The organism is Lactobacillus juensis, from assembly GCF_036246285.1.
Classification (GTDB): domain Bacteria; phylum Bacillota; class Bacilli; order Lactobacillales; family Lactobacillaceae; genus Lactobacillus; species Lactobacillus juensis.
This window is the reverse complement of record NZ_BTTS01000004.1, coordinates 118,540-125,759: the sequence shown is the minus strand read 5'-3', so window position 1 is coordinate 125,759 and position 7,220 is coordinate 118,540. Positions and strand designations below refer to the sequence as shown.

Annotated in this window: 8 protein-coding genes; 3 read left to right on the top strand and 5 right to left on the bottom strand. The window is 35.5% G+C overall.

All coding sequences use genetic code 11. The features are described 5' to 3' along the window. Nucleotides 1-446 precede the first annotated feature (446 nt). Both AAA926_RS09740 and AAA926_RS09735 read left to right on the top strand, forming a co-directional pair. Nucleotides 447-1,367 (top strand): NAD(P)/FAD-dependent oxidoreductase, encoded by a 921-nt coding sequence (locus tag AAA926_RS09740; protein WP_338212384.1) that lies wholly within the window; start codon nt 447-449, stop codon nt 1,365-1,367. Nucleotides 1,368-1,376: 9 nt separating this feature from the next. Beyond that, on the top strand, nt 1,377-2,027 hold the full coding sequence (locus AAA926_RS09735; RefSeq protein WP_198181167.1) for a VTT domain-containing protein: 651 nt from the start codon (nt 1,377-1,379) through the stop codon (nt 2,025-2,027). Nucleotides 2,028-2,037: 10 nt separating this feature from the next. Here the strand turns inward: AAA926_RS09735 and AAA926_RS09730 are convergent, their stop codons facing one another. The 5 genes from AAA926_RS09730 to AAA926_RS09710 are packed head-to-tail and all read right to left on the bottom strand — an operon-like array spanning nt 2,038 to nt 5,717. After that, nucleotides 2,038-2,646, bottom strand: coding sequence for a TIGR01906 family membrane protein (locus AAA926_RS09730; protein WP_198181166.1), 609 nt, complete (start codon nt 2,644-2,646; stop codon nt 2,038-2,040). Beyond that, nucleotides 2,643-3,419 (bottom strand): TIGR01457 family HAD-type hydrolase, encoded by a 777-nt coding sequence (locus AAA926_RS09725; RefSeq protein WP_198181165.1) that lies wholly within the window; start codon nt 3,417-3,419, stop codon nt 2,643-2,645. The genes AAA926_RS09730 and AAA926_RS09725 overlap by 4 nt, the downstream gene beginning before the upstream one ends. Beyond that, a complete protein-coding gene (locus tag AAA926_RS09720; protein ID WP_198181164.1) occupies nt 3,420-3,998 on the bottom strand; it encodes a YutD family protein in 579 nt (192 codons plus the stop codon). Continuing rightward, entirely contained in the window at nt 3,967-5,373 is a 1,407-nt protein-coding gene (locus AAA926_RS09715) for a bifunctional metallophosphatase/5'-nucleotidase (protein ID WP_198181163.1), read from the bottom strand. The genes AAA926_RS09720 and AAA926_RS09715 overlap by 32 nt, the downstream gene beginning before the upstream one ends. An 11-nt stretch (nt 5,374-5,384) precedes the next feature. Next, a complete protein-coding gene (locus AAA926_RS09710) occupies nt 5,385-5,717 on the bottom strand; it encodes a hypothetical protein (protein ID WP_198181162.1) in 333 nt (110 codons plus the stop codon). Nucleotides 5,718-5,802: 85 nt separating this feature from the next. On the opposite strand from AAA926_RS09710, the gene AAA926_RS09705 reads away from it, so the two are divergent. Further along, the gene (locus AAA926_RS09705; RefSeq protein WP_198181161.1) at nt 5,803-7,191 is read left to right on the top strand and encodes a glycerophosphodiester phosphodiesterase; all 1,389 of its coding nucleotides are present in this window, start codon (nt 5,803-5,805) and stop codon (nt 7,189-7,191) included. The last annotated feature ends 29 nt before the right edge of the window (nt 7,192-7,220 follow it).

Below are 7,220 nucleotides of genomic sequence, written 5' to 3'. Positions count from 1 at the left end.
CTTGCGAAATTGACTTCGCTCTTTTGTTTTGGGTTCTTTAAACCCGCACATTTTTGCGAAAACATTGTTCAGTTTTCAAGGTACTACCTGCTGCTTTAAAACAGCTTTTTTATTTTCCCAGATTCAGCTGCTTTTGTCAAGCACTTTTTTTCTGGGATCTTTTTTGCCGTCTTGCCCGACAGCGTTTATTATCTTACTAAAGCAGCTCGCTTTTGTCAACTGCTTTTGCTCAATTTTTTTGCCGCCCTTAGGGGCCTCTTGCCTTGCGGCTCATTGCCCGACGACAGTTATTAATACTAGCAATTATTTTTCCCTTTTGCAAGTACTTTTTACAATTTATTGAAGAGACTTACTTCTTTTTTTATGATAAAGTTGTTATATCAAGGTTTAGAGGGGAGTTTTTTAAAATAAAAAATTTTGATTTAGCAATTATTGGGGCAGGTCCAGTGGGATTATTCTGTGCTAATTTTGCCCATCTTCACGGTTTAAAAACTGTAGTTTTTGACTCACTCGCAGAAGTTGGGGGACAGCCAAAACTACTTTATCCATTTAAAAAGATTTTGGACATCCCAGCTTTTAATTCTGTTCTTGCTTGCGAATTAATCGAAAAGTTACAAACTGAAAACAAGCAAAATGCAACTTTTATCTTAAACCATCCTGTCGTAGATCTTAAAAAAATAGATAGAAAATTTATTATTGATAACAGTTTTTCTGTAAAAAGCATAATTATTGCAACTGGAACCGGATCGTTTACTCCTAAAAAATTTCCGTTAAAAATGGATAATGAAATTGAAAAAAGAGTTCACTACTATGTTAGAGATCCTCAAAAATTTAAAAATCAAAAAATAGGAGTCTTCGGTGGAGGAGATTCTGCCCTCGACTGGGCAGCTGAACTAGCAGATCAGCCAGGAACGAAAATTATTTTAATTCATAGAAGAAATGAATTTCGGGGTTTGGAATCCAGTATTCAAAAACTTAAAAGTTTAAAAAATGTTGAAGTACAAACACCCTATCTTCCTAAATCAATTCAAATTAGAGATAATCTACTTAACATTGGTTTAAAAGAGATAGGAACCAGCAATATTATTTACGAACAATTTGATCAAATAGTCGTCGGATATGGTTTCCGTGCTAATAACCAATTTGTAAAAAAGTGGGGTGTCCACTTAAACAATAACCAAATTGAAGTATCACGCTCTATGGAAACAAACATACCCGGCATCTATGCAATTGGCGATGTATCAACTTATCCCGGACGTGTACCTCTTATTGGACTTGGATTTGGAGAAGCACAAATTGCAATTACTACGATTATGCGTGCGCTTTTTCCCGAAAAGACCTTAACAATTCATTCAACCAGTATTTAGGAGATGTTTATGACAATAATCAACTTTATTTTGCATATCGACCATCATCTGATTGAAATAGTTAATCAGTTTGGCAATTGGACATACTTGATTATCTTTGCCATTATTTTTATTGAAACTGGATTAGTTATTTTTCCCTTTTTACCCGGTGATTCACTAATTTTTGCCGCCAGTTCTTTAGCAGTTAACCCAGAATATAATTTGAACATTTGGTGGATTTATTTTGCGGTATTACTTGCAGCTATCTTAGGTGATGCCTGCAATTATGAAATAGGAGCCTGGTCTGTAAGACAAAGTACAAAACATACTTGGTTTAACAGGCTGATTAACCAAAAAAATCGTCTGGCTGCTGAAAATTTTTTTAACAGACACGGACCAATTACCATTGTTATCGGCAGATTCATTCCCTTTATTAGGACATTTGTTCCCTTTATCTCTGGTGGCAGCAATATGCACTATGGAAAATTTGCTCTTTATAACGTAATTGGAGGAATAATCTGGAGTGGTTTATTTACGATATTGGGTGCATTCTTTGGTAACATACCATTTGTGAAAGAGCATTTCTCAATGTTACTGATCGCAATTATCCTAATTTCTGTTTTGCCGATTTTAATAGTTGCATTAAAAAAACGTATTAAAAACAAAAAGGAGTTTCATTAAGAACTCCTTTTTATTTTTGCAATAATTTATCAGCAAAATACAGTTCATAAACAATACCCGCAATTGCAAAACAAGATGCAAAAAAACCTTCAGTGAGGACATTAATAATTGGATCTGTCACTGGATCAAATAACCAGGTGTTGCTACCCGCAAAAAACAAATGATGAAAAGTGATGAAAAAATTATCAAAATTAGTCAGTGCAAATGGCAATATTGCAACTGGTAATAATAAGAACAATAAAGCCCATACTTTATTCAAACGTAAAAATTTTTTATTTCTTTTTTTACTCCAAAAAAGTATTATTAAACAACACAAAAAGGCAATAATTGCCAATACGAACAATTTTTTGACATCGGCGAAATGACTTGCAGCCATTGAGGAAGTAGGCAAATTACTCATTCTTAATTTTCGCTTAAAAGGCCAAATTAAATACCACATTAATTGATTATAATTGCTCATTACTTGTCCAATTGATAAATTCACCGTTTTATTCGTTTTTTGCACCAAAACAAAGACAAATAATAAGGGCCAACTAACAACGAGTGCCGTTACAACACTAGTAGAAACAGCAAAAATAAAATGGTAAATAATAGTTAGAATATTATTTCTTTTAGTCATAATTTAACCTGATCTAAGCTGTCAACCAAAATTGTCGGCTGCTTTTTTCCTTCAATGTCCGCAACTTGTGTAATACCAGTAGTTACCAGCAGTTGGTCAACATGACTGTTAAACCCTGCCTTAATATCAGTATCGTAATTATCGCCTACTAAAAGCGTATCTTTTTTAGCAAAATGAAATTTATCTAACAACATATCAATAATCACAGAAGAAGGCTTACCAATAAAAAACGGTTTTTGCCCACTAGAAGCTGCAATCATTGCACACTGAGATCCATTGCCTGGCATTAAACCTTTTTCACTAGGCAAATTTAAATCCGCATTAGTACCAATAAAGGTTGCTCCCTTCCTGATTGCACTCACAGCTACTTGAATTTTGTGGTAAGTCAAATCCGTATCCATCCCGACCACAACATATTCTGGATTAGAATCATTAAGCTCAAAAGCCGGGTTTTGCATAAATTCACGCCATAAACCAATTTGGCCAATGATATAAACACCAATTTTGTTAGTGCGCTTTTTTTCATTATTTAGAATATAACTTACTGTTGCCATACACGGCGTATAAATATGTGCAATATCAGTTTGGACGCCATGAATTTTAAGCTTATTCACTACCATTTCCGGAGTGCGAGTCGTATTATTAGTTAGAAAAATATAATCCTTATGCGCTTTTTCAAGGCGCTTAACAAAACGAACCCCAGAAGCAATAGTTTCCTTACCGCGATAAATTGTGCCATCGAGATCGATTAAAAATAAACGGTAATCTTTCACTTACTTACTGCCCTTTCTTTTTTTAATTACAAAAGAATGATGGTTCGCTCGTTGCTTTTTTACAGCTACTGTTTCAGGCCTTTTTATTCTGCTTGGACGCACATGATAGCTTTTAAAAGATTTATTCAGTTTTTTTCTATGCAAACCCTGCGCCTTATTCTTAAACGAATTTTTCCGCCTTTTTCTTTTATTGTAATGATAATGATGCACCGGGCTCAAAAGCTGTAGCACAAAATATGGCCCTCCCGGATTACAGTATTCCAGTAAATAGTCAGCAATAGTCTGCTTTTTGCGATCAATTGCTGTTGGGGCATTATCCTGGTAGAAGCCTTTTAAGCGCAAATGCTCACTTGATACATCGCCCACAATAAAATCATATTGATCTAAATATGGATCATATTTTTGCCGCAAAAGCTCAAGGTCAAGAGCATCATTCTTATTAACCACAACCTGATAAAGTTGTTTATTTATTTTTAGTTGATCATCATCCAAACTAACGACAGCCAGAGGATGCCGCAATGGTTGTTCTCGTTCAAATTTATTATCTTTAGCTTTTCTGTTGCTCGTTTGTTCTACCATTATTTTCACTTCCCGTTAACGGATATTTCTTTGCTAAATAATCCCCTATTACTTCACGCAAAAATTTGGGAAATAAGAAATCATTATCACCAACTATTGCCAAAGTAGGGAAAAAAGGCACTAGAACATAATGATCCAAAACAGCAATTTGATATTCCTGGTAGGGATCGACTTCCTTGCCATTTACAAAAACTACTCTGGTCATGGGATCAAACTTGATTCCTTTGTAGTACATTTGACCAAAAATTTTCCCCCTAAAACTCATACCCTGTAAAGGAAACTGGTCTAAAAAGTGCCGGTTTTTTTCGATTTCCATGACTAGGCGCCACAAATCACTGCCTTTTAAAGTAGAGCGTACAACATGCATTGAATGAGGCAAAGCTCTTTGTAAGTCATATTTAGTTAAAATGCCCTTTTTAAATGGAGTTAAAAAAAGACCTGAACTTAGCATAGCTAGGTTTGTTCCGGCAAAATTTGCAATGGCATCCATAGAAACCTGCAGAGCAGCTTCACGGTCATTATCATATTTCTCAGGCAAATCAGCCACAAGTTCATGACTTAAAATTTCTTTACCCTTTTGCCTGTAACCTAAAATAGTATCTTCATCATCAGAGTGAGACTTCATCAAACTAGTTGGCTCAACATGTGGCGTAATCTGACACACATGGTGATTGTCGTCAATTTCCATATAAGTATTACCCACATAATTGCCCCATTTACCTGTTTGGGTAATCCAAACACCCTTAACTTCTTTACCATGGGGTAGCAGATCGTGGCTATGGCCACCCACAATCAAATCAATTTCCGGATAATTCTTGGCTAAAAAGGTATCCATATTTAAGCCAATATGAGTTATTAAAATTAACACATCATATTGCCCCTTCATTTTAGGCAGAACGCTGTCCATGGTTTCTTTCAACATTTTAACGTGCCAATGATTAGGTTCATAAGAAAGAGGATACGCTGCAGTCAGCCCAATTAGACCAATTCGAGTGCCCTTTTTGGTAAGCAAAATTTTATCTTGAACAGCCCAATGAGGCATGGAACCGTCTTCTTCGCGCAAGTTCGCTAAAATAACGGGAAAATTAGCATGATCAAACAATTTTTCTACAACACAATGTGAATTGGAAATTCCTTCATTGTTACCGATAGTGATTGCATCGTAATGAAAAGAGTTCATTAGCTTAATGTTAGCTTGGCCGTACGTCGCATCAGTCAAGGGATGCGAGCGATCCATGAAGTCACCAGCATCAAAAGTAAGAACCTGGTCAACAGATTTATCTTTTTGCGCTTCTTTTAAATAACGACCAATTTTGGGGAAATGTTCGAAATGTGAATGTAAATCATTAGTGTGTAAAATGCGAATTTTTTCCATTATCCTGCTCTCTATCCAATTTGATTAGATTTCAAAACCATGTTATAGGCATCTAAGACTTTCCCTTTTGGCTTTTTCCATTCCACCCAATCGGGATTTTTCCAGTCATCTTCATTGGTCAAAGTTTCAAGTTTGTAGTTTTTATTAATATATTCTTCATAGGTAATAAGGGCTTTAGTACGTGGAATGTTCAACTGCAAAATACGCACGCTTTTTATTTTTCCGCGATCAGCAGCCAGTTCAGCTATCCCATTTTGATCAATATTGGCAATTTCAAAATACTTACTGCCGTCGTTGCGCACTATTTCCTCAATTAAATCCAACTCTTCATATTGTTCATTCATTAATATCCCCCACATAAATTAAATCTGTGACATGTAGCAAAAAATGTGCAACCATGCTATTGTAGTTAACAATAGAGGTGTACACATGAAATATCAAAGCCAATTAATCAGGGCTCTAGTTTTTAGCATCATTTTTATTACAACCTGTGGTTTCACTGTGGTCGGCCATCGGGGCGATCCCAGCAAATATCCTGAAGAAACTATTCAAAGTGACAACTCTGCTTTTAATTCGGGTGCTGATTACGTTGAACTTGACCTCCGTCTTTCTGCAGATGGAGAGTTAGTTGTTTCACACGATGATGACTTGTTTCGAGTGACCCATACACATGCAATTGTATCACAAAATAATTGGCGGGCACTTAGCGAGTTAACCTATGACAATGGTGAACATGTCATGAGTTTACCACAATTATTTGATTACTATCAAAAAAGACCAAATACAAAATTTATTCTCGAAACCAAAATAGATCATTCGCTAGATCCGTCTTATGAATTAGAAGACCAAATCGCAGCGACTATCAAAAAGTATCATATGGAGAAACGGGTTATGATTCATTCTTTTTCAGTTGCCAGCTTATTTCATTTCCGTAAGATTATGCCCGATGCCTACTTAATTTTAATTGTCGGCAGTCTTAAAAGAATGAATTTTAGTAATTTACCGCAAGTAAATGCCGTTAATGTTTCCTCTGATTTGATTTTAAATCATGCCTGGCTGCTACATTGGCTGCACCAGTTAAATAAACAGGTTTTTGTGTGGACTGAAATGGATGAGTCCCCTAATTTATGGCAATGGCTAATTAACAAAAATGTCGATGGCGTTGTAACTAACTTTCCAAGTACTGGTTTTAAATACAAACTGGCAAAGGAAGGTACCAAAAAGTACGATATTCACCGCAGTGGCAGTTATTTTGGCAAAAAAAAGACTAAGACTATGATGAATCCTTATGTGCGGGATAAACAAGATAAATTTGTTTATCCGGGGCAAAAATTTGAGGTAATGTATGGGGTCAGAGCTCATAATCAGCTTTATTATCAAATTGCCAATCAGACCTTTATCTCGGCAGAATTTGTTAATATGGATTTAAAGCCTGAAGATATCGCATCTTATCAAAATAAGCAAGTATTAGCCAAGCCTCAAAAAAACGTGCATATTTACCGCTTTCCTGATAATCAATCAAAAACTAATAAAGTTTTACCTGGTAATACTTTGTTAAAAATAGAGAACTTCAATGGCAGTCCCAAAAGTTTATGGCTGTATACATCTTTAGGCTGGGTTAAAGCAAGTGATATTCTGTTCTACGGCTTTTTTGACGAAACTAGTTGGCAAAATTATCGTCATTTACCACGCATAAGTCGCTATTCCAATATTGCCTTAACTCCTTACTTACCATTACAATCCGCTAAACCGCTCAATACTTGGCAGCGAATAAAACATGTGCAAAAATTAACCACTAAAAAAGTGCTGCATAACTAACATGCAGCACTTTTTATATAATAAACAAT

Bases quoted from the DNA above. Each gene is read 5' to 3' on its own strand.
- AAA926_RS09705 (WP_198181161.1), top strand. From the start codon at position 5,803: ATGAAATATCAAAGCCAATTAATCAGGGCTCTAGTTTTTAGCATCATT.
- AAA926_RS09720 (WP_198181164.1), bottom strand. From the start codon at position 3,998: ATGGTAGAACAAACGAGCAACAGAAAAGCTAAAGATAATAAATTTGAA.
- AAA926_RS09730 (WP_198181166.1), bottom strand. From the start codon at position 2,646: ATGACTAAAAGAAATAATATTCTAACTATTATTTACCATTTTATTTTT.
- AAA926_RS09710 (WP_198181162.1), bottom strand. From the start codon at position 5,717: ATGAATGAACAATATGAAGAGTTGGATTTAATTGAGGAAATAGTGCGC.
- AAA926_RS09735 (WP_198181167.1), top strand. From the start codon at position 1,377: ATGACAATAATCAACTTTATTTTGCATATCGACCATCATCTGATTGAA.
- AAA926_RS09715 (WP_198181163.1), bottom strand. From the start codon at position 5,373: ATGGAAAAAATTCGCATTTTACACACTAATGATTTACATTCACATTTC.